Consider the following 21728-nt stretch of genomic DNA (forward strand, 5'->3'; position numbering starts at 1 on the left):
GGATCACGACCAATGACCTTCAAGACCACTTTTGCCGCCAGCGTCGCTGCCATCTGTTTTGCCGGTGCCGCCTTTGCCGCCGACATCACCGTGACAGACAGCTATGCCCGCGTCTCCTCCAAAGCCGCCAAGAGCGGCGCTGCCTTTATGATGATCGAAAACGCCTCCGACAGCGACGACCGCCTGATCGCAGCCCACAGCGACGCCGCAAAGCTGGTGCAGCTGCACACCCATAAGGAAGGCGAAAACGGCGTCATGCAGATGCTGCACGTCGAGGAGGGCTTTGCCGTTGCTGCCGGTGCCACCCATATGCTGCAACGTGGCGGCGATCATGTGATGCTGATGGGGCTGACCAGACCGCTGGAGCATGGCGATACGGTCGATCTTACCCTCGTGTTCGAAAAGGCCGGTGAGGTCACCGTGACCGTGCCCGTCGATCTGGAGCGCAAGGCAGATCACGGTGCGATGAAACACTCGCATTGATCGCCCGTCTGATCTGAAACCACAGCCCTTTTTTGGCCAGCCCGCGCAGACCGCCGCTTGGGCTGGCCATTTTCTTTTTCTGCGGGCGCGTTACCATGGGCCTCTCCCCTCGCGCCAAATCGCGGCGCATCCAGCAAGGGCCGCATCCGTGACGCAGAACATTCTCTTTGTCTGTCTTGGCAATATCTGCCGCTCCCCCGCCGCCGAAGGCGTGTTTCGACTGCTCTGCCCGCAGGTCGGGACCGACAGCGCCGGCACCGCAGGCTACCATGTGGGCGCGCCGCCCTATGGCGCCATGCAGGCCGCAGCCGGGGCGCGGGGGATTGATCTGTCGGATCTGCGCGCGCGTCAGTTCACACCACAGGATTTCGCCCGCTTTGATCTGATCATCGCAATGGATGGCGACAATCTCGCCGATATCGAAGCGCTGCGCCCCGAGGGAGCCACGACGCCGGTCAGGCTGTTCACCGATTACGCCCCGGATCATGGCGCCGATCACGTGCCGGATCCCTATTACACCCGCGACTTTGACGGATGCCTCGATCTGATCGAAGCCGCCGCAGCCGGGCTGGCCAGAACATTGCGCTAAGGCGGGTTCAGTCCTCCAGCACCTTCAGCTCACCGGCCAGCCAGGGCAGGCGGTGCACCGCAGGGTCAATCATATGGCCCTGCACCAGCCGCCGCATCGTCTGCGCCACGTCGCGCGGCACCCGGTCGGCCCAATCGGCACTGGAAAACAGCGAAATTCGCCGCGAAAACGCCCCAAAGGGCAGCGGAAAGGCCTCGATCTCATCATGGAACCGGCCAGCCCGCATATAGCCCAGCGGCGTGGTGATCGCCCAGCCGATCCGCCGCGCCACCAGCGCCATCAGCGACAGATGCGAGCCGATTTCGAACCGTTCCTCAAACAGCAGCTTCTGGCGCGCCAGATGGGCCTCGATCTGCTGCGAAATCAGCTGGCTGCTCTCATAGCGCAGAAACGGCAGGGCGCTGAGGATATCCATCTCCGCCTCCGGTTTGCGCAGCATCCCGCGCGGCGCCACCAGCATGAAGGGATCGCGCACCAAGGGGTATTCGGTGATCCCCTCGCGCAGCGCGCCTGAGGTGGCCGCCACGGCAATATGCAGCTCGCGCGCATCCAGTGCGTCCAGAATGTCGTGGCTGCCTGCGGTGATCATCTTGAAACGGCAGTTGACCAGGCTCTCGGCCAGTGTGGTGGCCAGACGCGGGGTCAGATCATTGTCGAAATCATCAATCAGACCGATGGACAGCGTCGACAGGTGGTTGAGGTCAACCACGCTCAATTCGCTCTGCGCCAGACGCAGCTCGGTCAGCACCGCCTCCGTCCGCGCCAGGAAATTGCGCCCGGCCGGGGTCAGCACCATCGGACGGCGGCCGTGGTTGACCAGCTCCGCCCCCAGCGCGCTTTCCAGATTGCGCAGCTGCTGGCTGACCGCAGGCTGGCTCAGCCCGGTGAGCGCGGCCGTCTGTGCCACCGACCCGGTCTTGGCCAGCGCTTCGAACACCTCAAGCCCGCGCAGCGTCACCCCTTTCATCAACATATCTGCGGTCCTGCCTGATGGTGCGGGCGCCGTTCTGCGTCCCGTCGATGGGAAAGGGGAGGGGCGATGCGCATCGTCTGCTCAGCTGCGGTCCGTGATAGCCTCTGCCTGCGGGGCGTCTTATCCGATGCCATCCGGTGTCATCCGGGCGCCGGGTTGGACGTGATGAACCCACCCCGCCGCAGCGGATCAGCTACAGACCCGGGCTGCGTTTTCACCGAAGGATTTGTACCGTTTCCACAGCCGCTCGTCCGAGCTGCGGCTCGACTGGCGCACGACCTGGGCCTGATGCGGATCGCTGAACCATTTCGACACGGTCTTGCGTTCGCTGCGGTTGAGGCTGGCATTGGCCACCGACTGAATGCAGCGGCAGAGTGACGGCGAGGCTGCGGCGCGGTTGGACTGGCGGCAGGCCTTCTCGATGGCGCCGGCGTCGACGGGGGCAGGCATCGCACCGGTGATCATCACAGCGCATAGCGTGGCAGTCAGCAGTAGCTTCATCTTCATTGTCCCTAGAAATCTGCAAGTGCTCTGATCTGAACGGGTCTGATGCCCGCGTGTGCCGGGACTATGACGCAAGCGGCGGAGGCTTTCAATCTAGGTAAACAGCTGGTTAGCCCTCGGCGGAAACCCGCCAACGGGCGAGAGGGCCTCCGCCGCGGCCCGGGCACAGCCCAGCCGCCGCCGCGCCCATCGGGCGCCGACCCCTCTGGTGATCTGCTATGGCGATGCGGCCCTGTCCGATAGTCCGGCTCCCCGTTCGGGCAGCTGTTCGACCGAGCGGCCAGCGGGCGCAGGTCAGGACTGATTTGGCCCGCGCAGGGACAGGATCATCTGGCGGACCGACTTCCAGTCCTCGGCCTCGGCGGTTTTGCCAGCCTCCTGACAACGCCGCATTTTCTGCGCCACTTCGGCCTCGGCCTTGTCCCCATGCGCTGAATAGAGCGCTCGGGCATATTCGGCAGTTCTGATGGCATCCATTTCGGTGTCCTCCTGAGCAGTGGGATCCCCCGCAGCGGGGGCGCGCGTCTCGCGGAATGGCCACAGTATAGCGTATTTTCGACGCGCCCGCAGGAGGCCAGACGAATTTGCGGCGTTTTGGCGGTGTGGGGAGGGCAGGCGCGGTTTGGCCTTGGGACTGGGCGGGGGCCTGTTCAGAGAACACCGAGCAGGCGCAGGCCAATTTTTACGAGTTCAAGCAACTTGGGGCCAAAATTGACCCCTGCCGCAATTGCACCACCACCTACCAAGCCAGCGAGTTGCTCCGCTCATCAACGATGCGCTTGGTGCTCAAACTGGTAGATTTGGTAGTGTCTCTGACTTCTCTCGAAAAAATTCGGTCAGCCAAATGCAACAATTCTGACATCTCGTTGGTAAACGTGCTGTGATGCCCTTCAGGTTGCCGGAAGTGAAGTGACGATCCGCCTCCAAAGAAGCGAACCGAAGCCACTGTATGGGACTTCCGTTTTGTTAGGGAAATTTCCTCTGGCCTATCATTGGGCGTATACGGAGCAGAGAACAGTTCAGTTGCTTCCGAAGATGGGAGCTGGGACCCCTGAAGAACTCGCAGAATACGCAGCAGATCGGTGTCAGGTTCAGGAGAACCCTCGGAGAATTCCGCCATCCGTAAGCCCAGATTTCGCAGCACATGGCGGCCCAAAAGGATCTTTCTGCTTCTGGAAGAGACCTAGCCCAACTTGCGGATCACTTTAGGGAACTCTACGCGATAAAAATGATCGTCCAAATCTACCCTCCAATCCACCTTGACCAAACCCTAAAACCAAATCATATCCCCTTGCATGACAGACCTCGCTCACATCCGCAATTTCTCCATCGTCGCCCATATCGACCATGGCAAATCCACCCTCGCTGACCGGCTCATTCAGGAGACCGGAACGGTTGAGGACCGCGATATGAAGGAGCAGCTGCTCGACTCCATGGATATCGAGCGCGAGCGCGGCATCACCATCAAGGCCAACACCGTCCGCATCGACTACAAGGCCGATGATGGCGAGACCTATGTCCTGAACCTGATCGACACCCCCGGTCACGTCGATTTCGCCTATGAGGTCTCCCGTTCCATGCGCGCGGTCGAAGGCTCGCTTCTGGTGGTCGACAGCTCGCAAGGGGTCGAGGCGCAGACGCTGGCCAATGTCTATCACGCGCTGGACGCCGACCATGAAATCGTGCCGGTCCTGAACAAGATCGACCTGCCGGCCTCTGACTGTGACCGCGTCGCCGAACAGATCGAGGATGTGATCGGCATCGACGCCTCCGAGGCGATCCGGGTTTCCGCCAAGACAGGGCAGGGCATCCGCGAGACGCTCGAAGCCATCGTGAAGAAACTCCCCGCGCCAACCGGAACCCGCGACGCGCCGCTGAAGGCGATGCTGGTGGACAGCTGGTATGACGCCTATCTCGGTGTGATCGTTCTGGTCCGCATCATGGACGGCGTGCTGAAAAAGGGCATGCGGGTGAAGTTCATGTCGAACAACACCCTGCATCACGTCGACCGCATCGGCGTGTTCCGCCCGGCCATGCAGGTGGTGGACCAGCTGGAACCAGGCGAGATCGGCTTCCTCACCGCGTCCATCAAACAGGTGCGCGACACCCGCGTCGGCGACACCATCACCAATGACCGCAACGGCACCGAGGTCGCCCTGCCGGGCTTCAAACCGGCACAGCCCGTGGTGTTCTGCGGTCTCTTCCCGGTGGATTCCTCCGAGTTCGAAGACCTGCGCGACGCCATCGACAAGCTGGCGCTGAATGACGCGTCCTTCTCCTTTGAAATGGAAACCTCCGCGGCCCTCGGCTTTGGCTTCCGCTGCGGCTTCCTTGGTCTGTTGCACCTTGAGGTGATCCGCGACCGGATCGAACGCGAATATAATATCGAGCTGATCACCACCGCGCCCTCCGTGGTCTACCATGTCTATATGAAGGGCAAGGAAGGCGTTGAGGGCGAGATGATCGAGCTGCACAACCCCGCCGACATGCCCGATATGTCCAAGGTCGACCACCTTGAGGAGCCGCGCATCAAGGCGACCATTCTGGTGCCCGATGAATACCTCGGCGATGTGCTGAAGCTCTGCCAGGACCGTCGCGGCATTCAGGAAGACCTGACCTACGCCGGTTCCCGCGCCATGGTGGTCTATGACCTGCCGCTCAACGAGGTGGTGTTCGACTTTTACGACCGGTTGAAATCGGTGACCAAGGGCTATGCCTCCTTCGACTACCAGATGACCGGCTACCGCGAGGACAATCTGGTCAAGATGTCGGTGCTGGTCAACGATGAGCCGGTGGATGCGCTGTCGATGATGGTGCACCGCGACCGCGCCGAGTTGCGGGGCCGCGCCATGTGCGAAAAGCTCAAGGACCTGATCCCGCGCCACATGTTCAAGATCCCGATCCAGGCCGCCATCGGCGGCAAGGTGATCGCGCGCGAGACCCTCTCGGCGCTGCGCAAGGACGTGACCGCCAAATGCTACGGCGGCGACGCCACCCGGAAGCGCAAGCTCCTGGACAAGCAGAAAGCGGGCAAGAAGAAGATGCGCCAGTTCGGCAAGGTGGATATTCCCCAGGAGGCGTTTATTTCCGCCCTCAAAATGGACAGCTGAAGCTGACCATTTCCGAGGGCGCGCGGGCGAAAGCGGTTGGCGCAGCCAATTGCGTGCCCGCACCCCGGCGTTCTGCGGCGGAAACGAGACCTATTCAAACGGTTTCAACACGGGGCTTCGGCCCCGTTTTCTGTTTCTGGCCCATCCAAAGTCCCGCCCGGCCGAGAGGCCGGGCAGCGCCCGATCCGCCCCCACGGGCAGGCGCTGTCTTCTGGGGAATTTTAGAGAAGCAGTTAGTGTTGTGAGTAGATCGCCTTCGCTCCTACAGATTAGCTGTATCGTTGCCGAATTTGTATCGCTGATTTTTCGATCTCAGGAAATAGCGTCTTCTCGGAAACCCCGAACTGTGCAAGCTCGGATAACAAGATGTTTTTATAAAACTCAGAAATATCGATTTCCGTTATTTTTAAGTTCTCTAGATGGGTTCCCTGGTCGCTCTCATTCATGCCGAAGAGCAAGAACTGTCCTTCCTGGGCCTTTATTCGTTCGTGTGTCTTTCTTGGCGTGACTGAGACGACATACGCAAGATCGAAGGGATCGGCTTGTGAGCGAAAGAAATTTTTCTCAGCCCTAATGGTTTGGAGCAACTTATCCAGTGAAGGACATTTTTCATAAAGCTTGACGCGCTCTGATTGTATGGCTCTCTCGGGCACGTTGGACTTGGCGTAGCTGAGTAGCTCATCTTTTTCAGATCTTTTCAAGAACGCTAAGTTTGAGAGTAAGCTAACTGTGTCACTGTCAAAATACTTGTGCCTCTGCTTAGAGGAACTAATGACCAGAACTTTGCCATCGTGAGAGTTGTTTGAACAACAAGCAAAATACAACGCAACGAAAGGGTTTGTAGAGATGTCTAATAGGCGAGTTGGCAGACCGTAGTGTTGTGCTCTAACAAGCTTATCGAAAGTTGAATTATCGCCTTCGAAGTCCTTTGGGTTCTCGGCAAGCATCTGACGAAGCATAAGGTGTTCGCTTTCCCGCCAGTTCTTCGTCCGAAATACGGAAGGCTCGAGTTTGTAATCAGTCTTGGAATGACCGCGAAAGAAGACTTGCCGACCACTGTGCTCGGATAGTTCCTTTTTCACCGCGTCAAAAAAGTCAGAAAGGCTTTCAATGTCCATCGAGAGATTCGCTTTGACTGTATTACGGGGAAACGCTCCACCATGAAACTGTAAAGGTCCATAGAGAAATTCAGACTCACCGCCCGGCCGCAGGCCGGGCAGCGCCCGTCCCGCCCCCCACGGGGCGGGCGCTTCGCTTCCCACCCCGCCGGGCCGGGCGCTGCCCTCCGCGTGCTGATCTGATGTCAGGCAATGTCTATTATGCAGGCAGGCTTGCCCTACGCTGTCGGCCAACCGCCGCTCCCCTCTAAACCTTTGTGCGCCACTCTCCGCCCATCCGCAGCCTCTGTGCACCAACCCGCTGAAAACGCACCCGTTCCGTGGTATCCTACACCCCGTTCATCTGGGGAGGAGAACACCATGAAACACCTGACTTTGGCCGCCGCGATCACCCTCCTGGCGTCGCCGCTTCTGGCCGGACAATGCCCCGCCGACATTGCCGCCATCGACGCGGCTCTGGCGGCTGGCACCGAACTGTCGGAGGCGGATCTGGCAACCGTTCAGGAACTGCGCGACGAGGGGCAGAGCCTGCATGACGCGGGCGACCATGACGCCTCGGTTCAGACCCTGGCCGAGGCCAAGGCGATGCTCGGCATCTGAGGCCCCGCAGAGCAAACAAAAACGCCCGGCGGCAAACCGGGCGTTTCCACATCTTTCGCATCCCGTCGTCAGAAGCTGTTCTGCACGTCCTGTGCGGCGCCGCTGATGGCTTGGCCGGCTTTGGAAATGTCGCGGCCGGCGCCTTTGGTGGTTTCGCAGGCGGTCAGGCCAAACAGCGCGCCCGTCAGGGCGAGGGCGGTCAGGGCGGTTCGGATCATCGCATGTCTCCCGTGGTCGATCTTGCCCAACAGATAGCAAGCGCGCGGCGCGCGTTCCAGTGGTTTGCGGGGCGATATATCGGCGGCATTTTCACGACCGCCGCCGCCCCGGCCGCCCGTCGCCCGCGCCGACCCCATCCCCCATATCCGGTGAGTACCACTTTCGGTCAAAACCGCATAGGTTGAGTCGGGTCGATCAATTTTCGTCAGCACAACCTGTCACCGATCCGGGGAGGATTTCTCAATGAACCACGCCGCTCAGAAAGACATACTGACACATCTTCGCAATGGCCTGCCTGCCGTTGGCGCCGCTTTCGCGGATGCCGCGGGCAACGTCGTACCGATGACGCCGCGCCGCGCCAGCCCGGCAGTCGCGCAGCCGTCGGAGGCGCTGCTCAGCCGCAAATGGCTGGAACTGCGCCGGGATATCGACTGCGCTCTGGCCCGGCTTGACGAAGGCTCCTATGGCTACTGCCAGATCTGTGGTGATCGCATCACCGACAGCCACCTGCGCGAGCATCCGACCACGCCGTTCTGCACCTCCTGCGCAGGCTAGCCGCCAGCGTCGGCGATACAGGCCGGCGATACAGGCCGGAGATGCAGGCCGGAAATGCAGGCCGGGTACCTCCAACCGAGCCCGCATTCCCCCGCCTCCGCAAGTTTGCGTTTACGAGTACCCCCGTTCCCCTGTGGACCCGCAGCAGGTCTCCGTGCTGCATCCCAACTCGCCCGCGCCTCCACGCGGGCGCTTTTCTTTCGCGGTTTTCTTTGTCGGTCCGCTCGCCTAAAGCAGGGGCAACCCTGTCCTGAAGGAGCTTTGCCGATGTCCTGCGCCCTATGCGCCGCCGAAACGCCGCTTGTCACCCATGAGGTCGCTGGCGCCCCCGAGGGCCAGCTGGACGAGGTTGCCATCTGCCAGACCTGCGCTGCGCAGGTGACGGGCGATCCGGATCCCGCACATATGCGCTGCCTGTCCTCGGCGATGTGGTCAGAAACGCCTGCGGTTCAGGTGCTGGCGGCCCGTCTGCTGGCGCGGTTGTCGGATCAGGACTGGGCGCGGGATCTCTCCGATCAGCTCTGGCTTGACGAGGACACGCGCGCCTGGGTCGATGCGGCACCTCAGCCCGGCGCCCACCGCGACAGCAATGGCGCGCCGCTGGCCCATGGCGACAGCGTGGTGCTGATCAAGGATCTGCCGGTGAAGGGCGCAGGCTTTACCGCCAAACGTGGCACCGCCGTACGCAATATCTCCCTTGTTGCCGACAACCCCGAACATATCGAAGGCCGGGTCGAGGGGCAGCGCATCGTCATCCTGACCAAATTCGTGAAAAAGAAATAGGCGTCTCACCCGCCACAACGCAGCAGAAATGCGCGCCCGCCCGTTGCCGCCCTGTCCCGGATGTGGCACAACCACAGCAACTGACTGAACAGATGAGTTTAGCATATGACTGACTTTGCCGAACGTCGCCGCATGATGGTCGACACGCAGATCCGCCCGTCGGATGTCACCAAGTTCCCGATCATCGAAGCCATGCTGGCCGTGCCGCGCGAAGCCTTTGTTGCCGATGCGCAGCGCGAGGCGGCTTATGCCGATGGCAATCTGGATATCGGACCCGGTCGGGTGCTGCTGGAGCCGCGCACCCTGGGCAAGATCCTGGATGCGGTTGACGTGCAGCCGGATGAGCTGGTGCTCGATGTGGCCTGCGGTCTGGGCTATTCCACCGCGGTGATCGCGCGGGTGGCGCAGATGGTGATCGGCGTCGAGGAAGACGAGACCCTGGCGAGCGAAGCGCAGGGCCAGCTGTCGGCCGTTGGCGCCGACAATGCGATCGTGCACACCGGTGCGCTGGTCGAGGGCGCCGCAGAACACGGCCCCTATGATGTCATGATCGTCGAGGGGGGGGTGGAAACCCTGCCGGAGGCGCTGCTGGATCAGCTGAAGGATAGCGGCCGGATGGCAGCAATCTTCATGTCCGGTCCGCTGGGAGAGGTCAAAGTCGGCTATAAGACCGGCGGCCAGATCTCCTGGCGTCTGGCCTTTAATGCGGGTGCCCCAGTGCTGCCCGGTTTTGCGGCTGTTGAAGAATTCGCTCTCTGATCCGTCAGAGAGTTCACAGGTGATCCGCGCTGACCTTGGTCCGGGCGGATCGTGACAGATCGGCGCCTGAGACCCCTGTGCGCCAGAGAGAGCAGAACGGCACTGCCGCGTCGGTAGGCCGGATCACAAGAGGCTTAAGATGCGCAATAAACTGACGGCAAACCTGGTTAAGGCCTTCGTCTTCGCAGGAAGCGCGGCACTGCTGCTGGGTGCTCCGAAACAGGCTGCTGCCGACAATCTCTCGGATGCGATGATCGGCGCCTACAAGACCAGCGGCCTGCTGGAACAGAACCGCGCTCTGCTGCGCGCGCAGGACGAAAACGTTGCCGCCGCTGTAGCGCGCCTGCGTCCGGTGGTCGACTGGGTTGCCCGGGCAGAGCGTCAGTATGTGCGCAATGGCAACGGCACCATTGCCAGCTCCAACCATGATTCGACCCTGTCTACCGGTATTGATGTCAGCTGGCTGCTGTTTGACAACGGGGTCTCCCGGCTCAGCCAGCTCGCCGCGCAGGAGACCGTTCTGGCGACGCGGCAGGCCTTGCTCGACGTTGAACAGCAGGTGCTTTTTGCCGCCGTCCAGGCCTATGTGAACGTGCTGCTGCAACAGGAGACCGTGGCGCTGCGCAGCAACAACCTGCGGCTGCTGCGCGAGGAACTGCGCGCCGCCAATGACCGCTTTGAAGTGGGCGAAGTCACCCGGACCGATGTGGCTCTGGCCGAAAGCCGCGTGGCCGGCGCGCAGGCCAGCCTGATCGAAAGCCAGGGCGACCTGCGCAATGCCCGTGCGACCTATGTTCAGGCTGTTGGCAATGCGCCGGGGACGATTGCCGGCCAGCCGCCGCTGCCGCAGCGCGTGGCCTCGCTGCAATCGGCAGAAGCCATCGCGATGCGCAATCACCCCAGCCTGCTGTCGCAGCAACACGCGGTAAAGGCTGCGGATTACGCCTCGCAGAGCAACACCCGCAACCTCGGGCCATCGGTCACATTGCGAGCCAATGCCACCCATGCCTCTGACGCCAGCGGGCCGGGGACGCGCGACACCTCCGGCGCCAGCGTGACGCTGTCACAGCGGCTCTATTCCGGCGGCTCTCTGGCCTCGGCGCGCCGTGCCAGCATTGCCCGTCTTCAGGCCGAACGCGGTGCCCTGATCACCACCCAGCGCGGCGTGACACAGGATGTATCGGCGGCCTTTGTGGCGCTGGAAACCGCGCGCGCCAGCCTGGTGTCCTCGAATGAGCGCGTCCGCGCCGCGCGGGTCGCCTTTGACGGTGTCCGCGAGGAGGCAACGCTGGGCGCGCGAACCACGCTCGACGTGCTCGAAGCCGAGCAGGAGCTGCTGAACGCCCAGACCGACCGCGTGCAGTCCCGCGCCAATCAGGTGCTGGCGGCCTATGCGCTGTTGCAGGCGCAGGGGCTTCTGACCGCAGAACACCTTGGTCTGGCTGTCGAAATCTACGATCCGACGCTCTACTACAATCTGGTCAAGGATGCGCCGGCCCATGTCAGCCAGCGCAGCAAGGATCTGGACCGTGTGATGCGCGCTCTGGGCAAGAACTGAGACCTCGCAGAGCGCTCGACCGGAGGTCCGCAGCGGCGGGCCTCCTTAAAAACCGCTTAATTCACACGGTTGTCTGAACCGGGACAGATCGCTACACTCAGCCTCAAGAGGCGAGAGTGATAAGCAAAAATGTCCGAACCGGTTACCCAAGCTGAAATTGAAGACGTCCTGTCATCGATCCGCCGTCTGGTGAGCGAGGACAGCCGCACGGCTGATCCCCGGCTTGGCAAGGGGGGCGAGGTGGCATTGGCCGCCCAGATCGCCCAGCCGCAGCGGATCCACCGCAACACGGGCGTGCAGCCGAAAACGGACACCGCCAACAGCAGCCAGCCGGTAACACGGTTGGTTCTGACACCGGCCCTGCGCGTCCCCGAGAGCAAGCTTGCGCCCATCGCCGATACGCCGATTGCCGATACATTCGTGGCTGACAGGCCGATCACCCAGGATGCCAAGGACGCGGACACCGCACCGGTTTCGCAGCAGGCCTCTGATGCCGCGACATCCGGCAAGGCGCGTTTCGAGGCGCTGATGGCCGTTGATGCGATTGAGTTCTGGGATGAGCCGCAGGACCGTATCGCGCAGGGGCTGGCGCTGCATGACAATGATCCCGGCCATGAGGATCTGGCGTTTTTCAACGGTATCGCCGCCGCAACCGCCGCTGATGCCGCCAAGGCTGCCGCTGATGCGGCCAAGCCCGCGCCGCAACCGGCTGCTGCTGCGCGCAGCGCCGACGCGCCCTGGACCGACCCCTCTGCCACGCTCTATCAGGCGGCCGCCACCACCGGCCACGCACCTGAGCACAGGCCCGAACACGCACCCGAACGCCGGCCCGAGACAGAGGCGCCAGCGGTTGTGGTGAAACCACATGCCCAGCTGAACCCGAAGGTGGGCGCCGTGGTGCAGAAACTGGCCGAGATGGAGGCTGCAAACTCAGCCCGCCCCGTGCTCTGGGAGCCGGATGGCTCCCGCGATACGCCCTATGCCGGCAGCGATCTGGAGACCCTCGCCTGGGAGGATCAGGACAGTGACGCGGAGGCCGCTGAGGAGGTTCAGCTGGCCGCTTCGGCACCGCAGGCCGAGACCCCGGAGGAGAATCAGATCGCAGAACCGGAGACGGGGATAGAGGCTGATAGCTCGCACCGCGAGGCGCAGGAGACGCCCGTCAGCGAAGACCCGGAAGAGATCACGGAGGAGGTCACGGAGGGCGCAGTTGCGGCGCAGGCCCCTGACAGTCCCCCCGTCGATCACCGCGATCTGGCCGAAACCGCTGTCACCGACACCGCGCTGGAGGCGCTGGCGGGGTTCAGCGCCGACGAGGGCATTCTGGATGAACAGGCCCTGCGCGAGCTGGTCTCTGAAATCGTCCGCGAGGAGTTGCAGGGCGCCCTGGGTGAGCGGATCACCCGCAACGTCCGCAAACTGGTGCGCCGCGAGATCCACCGCGCCCTGTCGGCCCAGAACCTGCTCTGATCAGATCCCAACCGATCCACTGGCGCGCGTCTCTGGCGACACCATAGCTGCGCTCATCGCGCCTATGCGCCCCGGACCGGTTCGGCCAGCGCCAGCAGCGCGTCCAGATCCATGCAGTCCTCCAGATGGGCCGCCAGCGCATCCAGCGTGGCCTCGACTCCGTCGTCATAGCCTGCAACGCTCTCATGCCCCAGACCAGATAGGACCGACGCCCGGAACGCATCCGAGCTGAACAGACCATGCAGATATGAGCCACGCACGCGCCCATCCGGCGATACGGCCCCTTCCAGACGGCCCTCAATGCTGAGCCAGGCGCGGGCGCAATCCGCGCCATCGGTGCGGCCCATGTGGATCTCGTAACCGCTGACTGGCAGATTGCCGTCGCGGGTCACCGCTTCGGTCAGCGTCACCCGCTTTTCGCCCGCCATCACGGTATGCACATCCAGCAGGCCCAGCCCGGCCACCTTGCCCGGTCGGCCATCGACACCATCAGGATCATCAATTGTCTGCCCCAGCATCTGGTAGCCGCCGCAGAGCCCCATCACATGGCCGCCGCGCCGGTAATGCGCCAGGATATCAATGTCCCAGCCCTGCGCCCGCAGATAGGTGAGATCGCCAATGGTGGATTTGCTGCCGGGGATCAGAACCAGATCCGCGTCGCCGGGCAGGGCGCGCCCGGCGGGCACGATCTCAACCGTGACATTGGGCTCTGCTGCCAGCGGGTCGAGGTCGTCGAAATTCGCCATCCGCTCCAGCTGCGGCACCACGATCTTGCAGGCGCCCCCCCGGTGCGAGGCGATGTCCATCATGTCCTCGGCCGGCAGTTTCCAGGCCTCCCAGAACCAGGGGATCACCCCCAGCGACGGCCAGCCGGTGCGTGCGGCGATATCATCGCGACCGGCATCAAACAGGCTGCGGTCGCCGCGGAACCGGTTGACGGCAAAGCCCTTGATCCGCGCCAGATCCTGCGGCTCCAGCACCGTATGGGTGCCGACGATCTGTGCAATCACGCCGCCCCGGTGAATGTCGCCCACCAGCACCACCGGCACATCCGCCGCGCAGGCAAATCCCATATTGGCGATATCACCCCGGCGCAGGTTGGTCTCCGCCGGGGATCCGGCGCCCTCGATCAGGACCAGATCGACATCCGCCGCCAACCTGCGAAAGCTCTCCAAGGCGGCCTCCAGCAGGCCGGTCTTGTCGCGCATGAAGGAGCCTGCCGCCTGGGTGCCGCGCCGCTTGCCCTGTACGATCACCTGCGCGCCGGTCTCCGTCTCCGGTTTCAGCAGCACGGGGTTCATATCGGTATGAGGCGGGCGCATCGCGGCCCGTGCCTGCAACGCCTGCGCGCGGCCGATCTCACCGCCCTCGGGGGTGACCGCGGCATTGTTGGACATGTTCTGCGGTTTGAATGGCGCCACTGACAGGCCCCGGCGCACAAAGGCACGCGCCAGCCCCGCGACAATCATTGATTTGCCGACATTGCTGCCGGTGCCTTGGATCATGATGGCCCGTGCTGTCATGGCCGCCTCTTTCCCGCTGTTGCTGGTGTGATCTGTCACCTGTCAGCCATGGCGGATTTTTCGGGCCATGAAAAGCCCGGCGAGCGGCCGATTTCGCCATGAAACCGCCATCGCCAAAAGAAAAAACGCGCCCCCCAGGACGCGCTTTTCTTTGACGGTTAACTGTCCGTCAGACTGGCAGGTCTGATCAGGCCGCTTCGGCCTGTGCCGCGTTGCGGCGTTCGCTCTCTTCGCGCGACAGTGCAACAGAGGTACGGACACCCCGGCCCACAAATTCCATCAGGCCGCCGACCACACGTTCGTTCGGGTCGATGCCTGCACAGCTCAGCACTTCGCGCCCGTCGCGCGACCGTGCCCACCGAGCGATCTGCTCGGGGCCGTTACCGTATTTCTTGTCATCAGCAATCGCATCGTCCAGCGCAGCCAATACCACCGCCGCAAACAGCTTGCGTGCCCGGTTGCCTTGCTCGTTGTTATATGCGGTGCCGTCAACGAAATCTCGCATCGTGCTTCCTTTTTGTTCTTGCTATTGCAATTTCGGCGTAGCGCTCCTTATGGCGGAATTGTGACGATTCGGATAGCCTTCATACGCATATCTTTTATGCGCAATTTGCATGGCTCCCCGGTCCCTCACACGACATATCGTTGTCTTGCCAGCCGACTCCCTGCCAGATATAGGGGCGGTTAACAGTTCATCAACCACCCGAGAGGGATTTTTGTCATGCCCAAAATCAACGGTAACGAGATCCGCCCCGGCAATGTTCTCGAACACAACGGCGGTCTGTGGGCCGCTGTCAAAGTCGATCACGTGAAGCCCGGCAAGGGCGGCGCCTTTGCCCAGGTCGAGATGCGCAACCTGCGCAACGGCTCCAAACTGAACGAGCGGTTCCGCTCCGCCGACAAGGTCGAAAAGGTCCGACTGGAACAGAAGGACCAGCAGTTCCTCTATGAGAGCGACGGCATGCTGGTGTTCATGGATGCCGAAACCTATGAGCAGATCGAGCTGCCCGCCGACCTGCTGGGCGATCGCCGCCCGTTCCTTCAGGACGGCATGACCATCGTTGTGGAATTCCATGAATCCGAGGCGCTGAACGCAACGCTGCCGCAGAAAGTCACCTGCAAGATTGTCGAGACCGAGCCGGTGGTCAAAGGTCAGACCGCTGCCAACTCCTTCAAGCCTGCGATCCTGGACAATGGCGTCAAGGTCATGGTGCCGCCCTTTGTCGGTCAGGATGAGATGATCGTCGTCAATACCGAGACCATGGAATATTCTGAGCGCGCCTAAGCGGTTAGCGCCAACAGCTTCAGCAAATGAAAACCCCCGCAGGCTGTCCTGCGGGGGTTTTTTCATGGTGTCACAACAGGTGGCAGAGCCGATCAGTTGTAGTCGATTTCAATCTTGCGCAGTTCCAGACTGTGGCCGCATTCGTCCATCATCTTGCCATAGGCAGCGGTGAACCCGGCCAGAGAGGCATCCAGAACCACCTCGCCCGCGCCATAGGGCACCACGGTCCGCACCTCCATCCGATCGCCGTCCTGCATCCAGAGAATGGTGTTCAGCGCATCCATCCAGCGGACCATGGCGCGCGCTTCGGCAATGCCTTCCTCGTTGATCTCGGCATCGGCGATACCGTAGAACACCGCCTTCTGGTCGATGATAAAGCCGATGGCCTGACCGTTCTGAACCTGCGTCGGATAATGGCGCGCGGCGCTCTCAAACAGCTCAAGCTGGGGGTAGGTTTCGGGCGGGCCGACATCGCCTTCGGTCACCGTGAGGCGCAGCAGCGGCAGCCCGTCGCCGCCGGTCCAGGCGGTGCAATCGCGCCAGTCGTGCTCTTCGGTGACGCGCATATCGGCGGCGACGGACCAGTCCTGATATTCCCAGTAGTCACTGGAAAACGCGGGCAGGGGCAGCAGCGTCAGGGCAAGGCAGGGGAGCAATCGCATGAAATTATCCTCGTGAAATGATGTCTGAGACATAGCCGCCCGAGGCCGCGCTCCCGATGTGACGTCGCGTCACGATCTCGGGTGGCGGCCACGGAATCGCCTCAGGTCTTAACCTGCCAGTGAACCCGTGCGTCCTGCGCACACATATCGTCGCCCGCACGGTCGAATCGCAGATAGGCAATCGCGTGTTCGCCCGACTGGGTGAACAGCGTCCCGACGGCTTTGTCGGCGCGGCGGATCTCGGTGCCGATGGGCGCGCTGCCCTCGATGGCGACGGTGGAAAGACCCTTGCGCAGGGTGGTCTTGTGTTTCATCCGGGCGGTGACCTCCTGGCCGACATAGCAGCCCTTGCGGAAATCGACGCCGTTCAGCCGCTCAAACCCGGCTTCCAGAATGTAGCTCTCCGGCCCCAGCTCGATGCCGGTTTCGGGGATGCAATGGGCGACCCGGATGGCGTCCCAGTTGCTGCCGTCCTCGCCGCTTTCGGTGCCATAGGCGCGCCAGCCCAGATCCGGGTGGCGCGGATCCGCCAGCGCGCCCTCAGGCGCCGGCCCGGTGCCCCGGCGCACGGCCAGATCGGTTTCCTCGATGGTGACCTTGGCGCGCAGCCGGTACATTGTCAGCCGTTTCGCCAGCCCCGCGGCGAGGCTTTCGTCCACGTCCACCAGCAGGTCATCGCCATCAGCGGCGACAAAGAAATCCGCCAGATATTTGCCCTGCGGGGTCAGCAGGGCGGCATAGACCAGCCCCTGATCCACCTTGGCGACATCATTGGTGATCAACCCCTGAAGGAAGTCGCGGGTGTCAGCGCCGGAAAGACGCAGGATGCGGCGGTTGGTCATGGGTCAGGCTCCTGAAAGATCACGAAGGCAATGTAGGTCGCGAAGTGGGTAAGGCCTAGCCGAACATGCGCCGGGCCAGTTTCTGGAACCAGCGCGGCTGGTCGCCGCCTTCGCTGAACTGTCTGGGCGCCTGTGCGGCGACGCCTGCGCGGTCCACCAGCGTTTTGCCGTCCTGAAACTGCAACCGGTAGAGATCGGCATAGATGCCGCCACGCTCCAGCAGTTCCTCGTGGGTGCCCTGATCCATTACACGGCCACGTTCCATCACCACGATCTTGTCGGCATTGCGGATGGTCGACAGCCGGTGTGCGATCACCAGCGTGGTGCGCCCGCCCGAGAGTTTCTCCAGCGCCTGTTGCACCACCTTTTCAGATTGCGCATCCAGCGCCGATGTCGCCTCATCCAGCAGCAGGATCGGCGTGTCACGCAGCAGCGCGCGGGCAATCACCACCCGCTGACGCTGGCCACCGGACAGGGCCGAGCCACGCGGACCCACCAGCGTATCCAGCCCATTGGCGAGCTTTGGCAGGAAATCGGCCACATGCGAGGCTTCCAGAACCTCCTGTAGCCGCTCATCACTCACATCAGTGCGCCCCAGCAGGATGTTTTCGCGCAGGGTCTCGTCAAACAGCAGCGCCTCTTGGGTCACCACCGAGAACAGCCCGCGCAGATCATCCAGATCCATGTCCCGCACGGCGACGCCGCCCACGGTCACTGATCCTTCCTGCGGGTCCACCAGCCGGGTGAGCAGGTTGAAGATGGTGGATTTCCCGGCCCCGGAGGCGCCAACCAGCGCGGTGGTCTTGCCGGCCTCTGCCACCAGCGACAGTTCGCGCAACACATCCGAGTCGCCATAGCGCAGGGTGACATCGCTCAGCGCCACCTCGGGCAGGCCATTGGGGGCGGGCACCGGCGTCTCCGGCGACACCAGTTTGATCGGCGAGTCCATCAGTTCCTTGATGCGTTCCATGGCGGCGGCCGCGGCCTGCCAGGTGCCGCTGATCGAGGCCAACCGGCGCATCGGGTCAAAGGCCAGACCGATGGCGGTGAAAAAGCTCATGAACTCGCCCACGGTCTTCTTGCCCTCGATGATCTCGGCGCCGCCATAAAGCACCACGCCCATCACGCCCAAGCCGGCCATGATGTCGATCATCCCGGTGGTTGAGGCCACACCAAAAGAGGCGCGCACTTCGGAGCGGACAAACTGGTCCATATGGCCGCCGAAACGGTCGGTCTGGTAGTCTTCGAGATTGTTCAGCTTGATCGGCACGATCCCGTGAAAGATTTCGTCGAGCCGGGTCGACAGCGAGGCCCCCAGATCGCGCGCCTGCGAGGCCTTGCGCCGCACATAGCGCTGCACCGCCGCCAGCGGCAACAGCAGCATCGGCAGGCCGACCAGCATGATCGCGGTCCAGCGCCAGTCAACGCTGATCGCCACTGCCAGAACGGCCACCATCTGCGTGACATCGCGGCCGGCACCGGTGATCAGCGCCTGCCAGACCGAATTGATCGCCATCACATCGCTCTGCACCCGCTGGATCAGGAAACCGGGCGGGTTCACCTGATGAAAGGACGGATCCTGCCGGATCAGCCGCGCCAGCATGTCCTTGCGCATATGGGCGGCGGAGGTCTGGGAAATCTTGCTGAGAATGACCTTCTGACAGACGCTGGAAATCCCGCGCATGGAGAAGATGATCAAAAACGCCAGGCTGACCCAGAACAGCGCAGTGGTATTGCCCGCCACAAACACCAGATCGAACATCGGCTGCATCATGTAGCTGAGGCCACCAACGGTGCCGCCTTCGATCAGCATGAAGACGATCGCCAGCCCCAACAGGCCCATGTAATGGCGCAGATAGCCGCGCCACAGCCAGCCCAGCAGCTCGCGCGAGGACATGTGCTCGGGCTTTGACTTGATGGCCGGGGCCTCTGCCGTGGCGGGTGCCACCGCCCGCCTGGGCGAGGGGGCGGCATCCACCGCAGGGGCGTCCGGCGTGTCCGGCGTTGCGGATGGGGGCGTCGTCTTGGGGTCAGTCTGGGGCAAGGATCACAACCGATGTGGTTTTTTCTGGCGCTGACATCCACGTCAGGCCTGAGCCATTTAAGCAGCTGGGGGAAAAGGTGCAAGCATGGCGCGGCTTTCGCAGCCGATGGGCCAGCTCTGGGCGGCGGTAAAAACCGCTGCGTCAAATGCGCGTGCTGCGCCGTTGCAAGGGGTTGCAGCCACCGCAGACGCGCGTCACAGTTTGCCCAGATAAACATAGGAGTGCAGCATGACAGCGGGTGTTTCCCTTGCCGCGGGACGCGGATATCTGGCCATTCCCGGCCCCTCGGTCATGCCGGACGCGGTGTTGCAGGCGATGCACCGCCCGTCGCCGAATATCTACGCCGGTGAACTGGTGGAGATGACGGCAACCCTGATCCCGGACCTGCGCCGGGTGGCGCGCACCGATCATGATGTGGCGATCTATATCTCCAACGGTCACGGCGCCTGGGAAGCGGCGTTGCTGAACACCCTTCAGCCGGGTGACACGGTGCTTGTCGCCGCCTCGGGCCGTTTTGGCATTGGCTGGTCGGAAATGGCGGAGGCGCTCGGCATCAAGGTGGAGCTTTTGTATTTCGGCACCGGCTCGGCCTGGGACATGGACCAGATCTCCAGCCATCTCGCCGCCGATACCGCCCAGCGGATCAAGGCGGTTCTGACGGTGCATGTCGATACCTCCAGCGCGATCCGCAATGATGTGACGGCAATGCGCGCGGCACTGGATGCCTGCGGCCACCCGGCGCTGTTGATGGTCGACTGCATTGCCTCGCTTGGCTGTGACCGGTTCGAGATGGACGACTGGGGCGTGGATGTGATGGTCTCGGCCTGCCAGAAGGGGCTGATGGTGCCTGCGGGCATGGGGTTTGTCTTCTTCGGGCCAAAGGCGGCGGAGGCCCGCGCCCGCCTGCCACGGGTCAGCCGCTATTGGGACTGGCAGCCGCGCGCCAACCCGGAGGAATTCTACCAGTATTTCGGCGGCACCGCGCCCACGCATCACCTCTATGGTCTGCGGGCCGCACTGGATCTGATCCACGGTGAGGGGATGGAGGCCGTCTGGGCGCGCCATCACCTGTTGGCACAGGCGATCTGGGCGGCCTGTGACTGCTGGGGCGAAGGTGGCCCGCTGCGGATGAATGTGCAGGAGGTCGCTTTGCGGTCAAACGCGGTCACATCGCTGCATATCGGCGGCGATCGCGGCACGCGCCTGCGCAATTGGGTGGAACAGACCCTTGGGCTGACGCTGGGCATCGGCCTTGGCATGGCGCCGCCGAACAGCCCTGAGTGGCACGGGTTCCTGCGGCTGGGCCATATGGGCCATGTGAACGGTCAGATGATCATGGGGCTGCTGGGCGGGGTTGATGCCGGTCTGAAGGCGCTGGAGATCCCGCATGGATCCGGCGCGCTGGAGGCGGCCTCACAGGTGATCGCCGGGGGTGGCGCGGCATCTGTTGCAGACACATCAGAGAGAGGCAGCTGCTGCGGGTGATCCGCAGCAGGCCCTGACGCAGCCTCAGCCGTTGCGCGCCCGCTCCAGCGCGAGGGGCAGCGCGCGGGCAAAGGCGTCCAGCTGATCCTCCGGCCCGCAGCTGACCCGGATGCAGCGGTTTTGCGGCGCCGCAAAGGGCATCCGCACAAACACGCCCTGATCCACCAGACTCTCCAGCACCGATTTGGCAAAGGCACCGTCACTGCCACAGTCGATGGCCACGAAATTGGTGGCCGAGGGCAGGGGCGTTAGCCCATTGTCGCGGGCAATCTGCGCAATCCGGTTGCGCGCGGTGGCAATGCGGCCCAGCACCTCGGCCAGCCACGCCTGATCCCGCAGGGCCGCCAATGCGCCAATCTGAGCGGTGCGGTTCATGCCGAAATGGTTGCGCACCTTGTTGAAGGCGCTGACCAGCCCGGCCTCTGCCAGCACGTAGCCCACCCGCGCACCGGCCATGCCATAGGCCTTGGAAAACGTCCGGGTGCGGATCACGCGGGGATCGTCGATATCTATCGGCAGGGCAGTGCCCTCGGGGGCGCAGTCGATATAGGCCTCATCCAGCAGCAGCAGGCAGCCCTCTGGTAGGGCGTCCATCGCGGCCAGCAGATCAGCGCCGCTGTGCCAGCTGCCCATCGGATTGTCGGGATTGGCGAGGTAGACCAGCTTGGCATCCACCTCGGCGGCCTTTGCAAAGAGCGCGGCGGGGTCTTCGTGGTCGTCCTTGTAGGGGACGGTATGCAACAGGCCGCCAAAGCCCGCGACATGGTAGTTGAAGGTCGGATAGGCGCCAAGCGAGGTCACCACCGCATCGCCTTCGCCAATCAGCAGCCGCACCAGATAGCCCAGCAGCCCGTCGATACCTTCGCCGATCATGATGTTCTGGGGCGCAACACCGTGATGCGCGGCCAGCGCCTCGCGCAGGTCATGGCTCTCGGCGTCGCCATATTTCCAGATTTCGCCCAGCGAGGCCTGCATGGCCGCAATCGCCTTGGGCGAGGGGCCAAAGATGTTTTCATTGGCGCCCAGCCGCGCCGTGAAGGGCGCGCCGCGCTGGCGCTCCTGGGTTTCCGGCCCGACAAAGGGGACAGAGGCGGGGAGGGAGTGGGCAAGCGGGGTGTAGCGTGGCTGTGTCATGGGCTGAGATAACGTGATCCGGTGCGTCCGG

Annotated in this window: 22 protein-coding genes; 11 read left to right on the forward strand and 11 right to left on the reverse strand. The window is 63.0% G+C overall.

The annotated features are described in order from the left end of the window. Positions 1 to 12 precede the first annotated feature (12 nt). Positions 13 to 483 carry a copper chaperone PCu(A)C gene (locus VWZ85_RS20010; RefSeq protein WP_416541274.1) on the forward strand — a complete coding sequence of 157 codons (471 nt, stop codon included), beginning with the start codon at positions 13 to 15 and terminating at the stop codon, positions 481 to 483. A gap of 148 nt (positions 484 to 631) precedes the next feature. Further along, the gene (locus VWZ85_RS20015) at positions 632 to 1072 is read left to right on the forward strand and encodes a low molecular weight protein-tyrosine-phosphatase (protein WP_416535034.1); all 441 of its coding nucleotides are present in this window, start codon (positions 632 to 634) and stop codon (positions 1070 to 1072) included. 7 nt (positions 1073 to 1079) lie between these two features. Here VWZ85_RS20015 and VWZ85_RS20020 read toward each other — a convergent pair whose 3' ends face one another. The 3 genes from VWZ85_RS20020 to VWZ85_RS20030 all read right to left on the reverse strand — a co-directional run bounded on the left by VWZ85_RS20020 (position 1080) and on the right by VWZ85_RS20030 (position 3026). Further along, the gene (locus VWZ85_RS20020) at positions 1080 to 2045 is read right to left on the reverse strand and encodes a LysR family transcriptional regulator (RefSeq protein ID WP_416535035.1); all 966 of its coding nucleotides are present in this window, start codon (positions 2043 to 2045) and stop codon (positions 1080 to 1082) included. A 189-nt stretch (positions 2046 to 2234) separates the two neighbouring features. Beyond that, on the reverse strand, positions 2235 to 2546 hold the full coding sequence (locus VWZ85_RS20025) for a hypothetical protein (protein ID WP_340546163.1): 312 nt from the start codon (positions 2544 to 2546) through the stop codon (positions 2235 to 2237). Positions 2547 to 2843: 297 nt separating this feature from the next. After that, positions 2844 to 3026 (reverse strand): hypothetical protein, encoded by a 183-nt coding sequence (locus VWZ85_RS20030; RefSeq protein WP_027246833.1) that lies wholly within the window; start codon positions 3024 to 3026, stop codon positions 2844 to 2846. A gap of 818 nt (positions 3027 to 3844) precedes the next feature. Between VWZ85_RS20030 and lepA the strand changes: the two genes are divergently transcribed. Continuing rightward, positions 3845 to 5659 carry a translation elongation factor 4 gene (lepA, locus tag VWZ85_RS20035; protein ID WP_416539107.1) on the forward strand — a complete coding sequence of 605 codons (1815 nt, stop codon included), beginning with the start codon at positions 3845 to 3847 and terminating at the stop codon, positions 5657 to 5659. A 269-nt stretch (positions 5660 to 5928) separates the two neighbouring features. Here the strand turns inward: lepA and VWZ85_RS20040 are convergent, their stop codons facing one another. Further along, on the reverse strand, positions 5929 to 7011 hold the full coding sequence (locus VWZ85_RS20040) for an FRG domain-containing protein (protein ID WP_416589472.1): 1083 nt from the start codon (positions 7009 to 7011) through the stop codon (positions 5929 to 5931). Between the two features lie 126 nt (positions 7012 to 7137). On the opposite strand from VWZ85_RS20040, the gene VWZ85_RS20045 reads away from it, so the two are divergent. After that, a complete protein-coding gene (locus tag VWZ85_RS20045) occupies positions 7138 to 7377 on the forward strand; it encodes a hypothetical protein (RefSeq protein WP_416546470.1) in 240 nt (79 codons plus the stop codon). Positions 7378 to 7445: 68 nt separating this feature from the next. On the opposite strand, the gene VWZ85_RS20050 is transcribed toward VWZ85_RS20045, so the two are convergent. After that, complete coding sequence (locus VWZ85_RS20050) at positions 7446 to 7595, reverse strand: entericidin A/B family lipoprotein (protein ID WP_340546158.1); 150 nt, start codon at positions 7593 to 7595, stop codon at positions 7446 to 7448. A gap of 244 nt (positions 7596 to 7839) precedes the next feature. Between VWZ85_RS20050 and VWZ85_RS20055 the strand changes: the two genes are divergently transcribed. The 5 genes from VWZ85_RS20055 (at position 7840) to VWZ85_RS20075 (ending at position 12721) form a co-directional block, all read left to right on the forward strand. Then, the gene (locus tag VWZ85_RS20055) at positions 7840 to 8151 is read left to right on the forward strand and encodes a TraR/DksA family transcriptional regulator (protein WP_416589473.1); all 312 of its coding nucleotides are present in this window, start codon (positions 7840 to 7842) and stop codon (positions 8149 to 8151) included. A 267-nt stretch (positions 8152 to 8418) separates the two neighbouring features. Further along, entirely contained in the window at positions 8419 to 8934 is a 516-nt protein-coding gene (locus tag VWZ85_RS20060) for a PhnA domain-containing protein (RefSeq protein WP_416539103.1), read from the forward strand. Between the two features lie 105 nt (positions 8935 to 9039). Next, entirely contained in the window at positions 9040 to 9693 is a 654-nt protein-coding gene (locus VWZ85_RS20065; RefSeq protein WP_416589474.1) for a protein-L-isoaspartate O-methyltransferase family protein, read from the forward strand. A gap of 139 nt (positions 9694 to 9832) precedes the next feature. Continuing rightward, on the forward strand, positions 9833 to 11251 hold the full coding sequence (locus tag VWZ85_RS20070) for a TolC family outer membrane protein (RefSeq protein WP_340546154.1): 1419 nt from the start codon (positions 9833 to 9835) through the stop codon (positions 11249 to 11251). Positions 11252 to 11380: 129 nt separating this feature from the next. Beyond that, positions 11381 to 12721, forward strand: coding sequence for a hypothetical protein (locus VWZ85_RS20075; RefSeq protein WP_416589475.1), 1341 nt, complete (start codon positions 11381 to 11383; stop codon positions 12719 to 12721). Positions 12722 to 12783: 62 nt separating this feature from the next. On the opposite strand, the gene VWZ85_RS20080 is transcribed toward VWZ85_RS20075, so the two are convergent. Both VWZ85_RS20080 and VWZ85_RS20085 read right to left on the reverse strand, forming a co-directional pair. Next, positions 12784 to 14244 (reverse strand): cobyric acid synthase, encoded by a 1461-nt coding sequence (locus VWZ85_RS20080; protein WP_340546152.1) that lies wholly within the window; start codon positions 14242 to 14244, stop codon positions 12784 to 12786. A gap of 187 nt (positions 14245 to 14431) precedes the next feature. Beyond that, entirely contained in the window at positions 14432 to 14749 is a 318-nt protein-coding gene (locus VWZ85_RS20085) for a DUF6280 family protein (RefSeq protein WP_008207990.1), read from the reverse strand. Positions 14750 to 14965: 216 nt separating this feature from the next. On the opposite strand from VWZ85_RS20085, the gene efp reads away from it, so the two are divergent. Beyond that, on the forward strand, positions 14966 to 15529 hold the full coding sequence (gene efp / locus VWZ85_RS20090) for an elongation factor P (RefSeq protein ID WP_340546151.1): 564 nt from the start codon (positions 14966 to 14968) through the stop codon (positions 15527 to 15529). A 92-nt stretch (positions 15530 to 15621) separates the two neighbouring features. On the opposite strand, the gene VWZ85_RS20095 is transcribed toward efp, so the two are convergent. The 3 genes from VWZ85_RS20095 to VWZ85_RS20105 all read right to left on the reverse strand — a co-directional run bounded on the left by VWZ85_RS20095 (position 15622) and on the right by VWZ85_RS20105 (position 18930). Further along, on the reverse strand, positions 15622 to 16191 hold the full coding sequence (locus VWZ85_RS20095) for a hypothetical protein (RefSeq protein WP_416589476.1): 570 nt from the start codon (positions 16189 to 16191) through the stop codon (positions 15622 to 15624). A 101-nt stretch (positions 16192 to 16292) separates the two neighbouring features. Next, complete coding sequence (locus VWZ85_RS20100; protein ID WP_340546149.1) at positions 16293 to 17033, reverse strand: folate-binding protein; 741 nt, start codon at positions 17031 to 17033, stop codon at positions 16293 to 16295. A gap of 55 nt (positions 17034 to 17088) precedes the next feature. Next, complete coding sequence (locus tag VWZ85_RS20105; protein WP_416555044.1) at positions 17089 to 18930, reverse strand: ABC transporter ATP-binding protein; 1842 nt, start codon at positions 18928 to 18930, stop codon at positions 17089 to 17091. Positions 18931 to 19306: 376 nt separating this feature from the next. Here VWZ85_RS20105 and VWZ85_RS20110 point away from each other — a divergent pair, with 376 nt between their 5' ends. After that, positions 19307 to 20563 (forward strand): pyridoxal-phosphate-dependent aminotransferase family protein, encoded by a 1257-nt coding sequence (locus VWZ85_RS20110; protein WP_416589477.1) that lies wholly within the window; start codon positions 19307 to 19309, stop codon positions 20561 to 20563. A gap of 24 nt (positions 20564 to 20587) precedes the next feature. On the opposite strand, the gene VWZ85_RS20115 is transcribed toward VWZ85_RS20110, so the two are convergent. After that, positions 20588 to 21697: a pyridoxal phosphate-dependent aminotransferase gene (locus VWZ85_RS20115; RefSeq protein ID WP_416589478.1), complete on the reverse strand. Its 1110-nt coding sequence runs from the start codon at positions 21695 to 21697 to the stop codon at positions 20588 to 20590. Between the last annotated feature and the right edge of the window lie 31 nt (positions 21698 to 21728).

The sequence above is a fragment of the Phaeobacter sp. JH20_29 genome (genome assembly GCF_048056175.1).
GTDB classification, from domain to species: domain Bacteria; phylum Pseudomonadota; class Alphaproteobacteria; order Rhodobacterales; family Rhodobacteraceae; genus Phaeobacter; species Phaeobacter bryozoorum.

Bases quoted from the DNA above. Each gene is read 5' to 3' on its own strand.
- VWZ85_RS20010 (WP_416541274.1), top strand. From the start codon at position 13: ATGACCTTCAAGACCACTTTTGCCGCCAGCGTCGCTGCCATCTGTTTT.
- VWZ85_RS20020 (WP_416535035.1), bottom strand. From the start codon at position 2,045: ATGTTGATGAAAGGGGTGACGCTGCGCGGGCTTGAGGTGTTCGAAGCG.
- VWZ85_RS20025 (WP_340546163.1), bottom strand. From the start codon at position 2,546: ATGAAGCTACTGCTGACTGCCACGCTATGCGCTGTGATGATCACCGGT.
- VWZ85_RS20030 (WP_027246833.1), bottom strand. From the start codon at position 3,026: ATGGATGCCATCAGAACTGCCGAATATGCCCGAGCGCTCTATTCAGCG.
- lepA (WP_416539107.1), top strand. From the start codon at position 3,845: ATGACAGACCTCGCTCACATCCGCAATTTCTCCATCGTCGCCCATATC.
- VWZ85_RS20045 (WP_416546470.1), top strand. From the start codon at position 7,138: ATGAAACACCTGACTTTGGCCGCCGCGATCACCCTCCTGGCGTCGCCG.
- VWZ85_RS20050 (WP_340546158.1), bottom strand. From the start codon at position 7,595: ATGATCCGAACCGCCCTGACCGCCCTCGCCCTGACGGGCGCGCTGTTT.
- VWZ85_RS20055 (WP_416589473.1), top strand. From the start codon at position 7,840: ATGAACCACGCCGCTCAGAAAGACATACTGACACATCTTCGCAATGGC.
- VWZ85_RS20060 (WP_416539103.1), top strand. From the start codon at position 8,419: ATGTCCTGCGCCCTATGCGCCGCCGAAACGCCGCTTGTCACCCATGAG.
- VWZ85_RS20065 (WP_416589474.1), top strand. From the start codon at position 9,040: ATGACTGACTTTGCCGAACGTCGCCGCATGATGGTCGACACGCAGATC.
- VWZ85_RS20070 (WP_340546154.1), top strand. From the start codon at position 9,833: ATGCGCAATAAACTGACGGCAAACCTGGTTAAGGCCTTCGTCTTCGCA.
- VWZ85_RS20075 (WP_416589475.1), top strand. From the start codon at position 11,381: ATGTCCGAACCGGTTACCCAAGCTGAAATTGAAGACGTCCTGTCATCG.
- VWZ85_RS20080 (WP_340546152.1), bottom strand. From the start codon at position 14,244: ATGACAGCACGGGCCATCATGATCCAAGGCACCGGCAGCAATGTCGGC.
- VWZ85_RS20085 (WP_008207990.1), bottom strand. From the start codon at position 14,749: ATGCGAGATTTCGTTGACGGCACCGCATATAACAACGAGCAAGGCAAC.
- efp (WP_340546151.1), top strand. From the start codon at position 14,966: ATGCCCAAAATCAACGGTAACGAGATCCGCCCCGGCAATGTTCTCGAA.
- VWZ85_RS20095 (WP_416589476.1), bottom strand. From the start codon at position 16,191: ATGCGATTGCTCCCCTGCCTTGCCCTGACGCTGCTGCCCCTGCCCGCG.
- VWZ85_RS20100 (WP_340546149.1), bottom strand. From the start codon at position 17,033: ATGACCAACCGCCGCATCCTGCGTCTTTCCGGCGCTGACACCCGCGAC.
- VWZ85_RS20105 (WP_416555044.1), bottom strand. From the start codon at position 18,930: ATGTCCTCGCGCGAGCTGCTGGGCTGGCTGTGGCGCGGCTATCTGCGC.
- VWZ85_RS20110 (WP_416589477.1), top strand. From the start codon at position 19,307: ATGACAGCGGGTGTTTCCCTTGCCGCGGGACGCGGATATCTGGCCATT.
- VWZ85_RS20115 (WP_416589478.1), bottom strand. From the start codon at position 21,697: ATGACACAGCCACGCTACACCCCGCTTGCCCACTCCCTCCCCGCCTCT.